Source organism: Aliivibrio finisterrensis, assembly GCF_008933155.1.
Taxonomy (GTDB): Bacteria; Pseudomonadota; Gammaproteobacteria; order Enterobacterales; family Vibrionaceae; genus Aliivibrio; species Aliivibrio finisterrensis.
This window is the reverse complement of record NZ_WBVP01000067.1, coordinates 1-1,054: the sequence shown is the minus strand read 5'-3', so window position 1 is coordinate 1,054 and position 1,054 is coordinate 1. Positions and strand designations below refer to the sequence as shown.

Here is a 1,054-nt window from a genome sequence, read left to right as displayed (position 1 = left end):
GCTAGATCGTAACAATAACCGACACACGCTTACCGTTTAAAAACTCACTCGGACTCAGAAAATTTAATGCCTTTCTAGGTCTCGAATTAATCAAAAACTCTGCCTGTTTAACCTCTTTTGCAGCAAGTTCTCCAATGGCCATTCCCTTTGGGAAAAAACGTCTTAGTAAACCATTGGTATTTTCATTCAAACCTCGTTGCCAAGAATGGTAAGGTTTAGCAAAATAAATGTCACAGTTCAGATGCTTAGCTATCTTAGCATGACCCGCAAACTCTCCGCCATTATCAAATGTGATTGTTTTGCAAAGCCCTTTAAAGGGCTTCATCATACGATTTATTCCACGAGTGACGGCTTTTTTGGATTTACTGCGTACTTTACACGTAACTAATAGCTTGGATACTCGTTCAACCATGGTCACCAAATACCCATTTTGACCATATACTGTGTCGCCTTCCCAGTGACCGAACTCAGCATTTTCATCAACAATAGATGGGCGCTGAGATATATCTATACGATTAGGAATTAGTTTTGCACCAGCTTCCGTACCTTTACGTTGCTTATAGATTTTTCCTTTTCGAGGTAGAAGAGTTTTCCAGTATTCTCGCTTTGTTAGATTGTAAATGGTACTGCAAGATATTGTATTTTCTATGTTTTCCTCTTTCATTCTTCCTGCTATTTGCTCAGGACTCCAACCTATTTCTAGAAGAGGCTTTATTATATCTTTATGTTTTTGGCTACATTTAGTGTGTTTTTTTGCAAATTTTCTTTTTTGAAAAGCGTGCCTATGTGCTTGTTCTGCACAATAGCTGCCTATAGGGCAGCGTAATAATTCAATTGAAATTGATTTATTACCTCTCTTAAGCATTTTCCCTATTTCACGAGCTGAAATACTGAGTGAATTCCAAGCTTCGATCTGGTATCTTTCGCCTAGTGTCAGTTGCTTATATTGGTTTCCCATGTGGTTACCTTGGCCTATTGTGTGAGAGCTTGAAGCTTATAGGCAACTGACTCTCTTATCTATACCAAAGTGTGTCGGTTATTCTTGGGATCTAGG

1 protein-coding gene is annotated in these 1,054 nt (G+C 38.6%); it reads right to left on the bottom strand.

What is annotated here, in order from left to right:
- Window position 1: 1 nt before the first annotated feature.
- Window positions 2-958, bottom strand: coding sequence for an IS30 family transposase (locus tag F8B77_RS17295; RefSeq protein WP_151656895.1), 957 nt, complete (start codon window positions 956-958; stop codon window positions 2-4).
- Window positions 959-1,054: the final 96 nt, after the last annotated feature.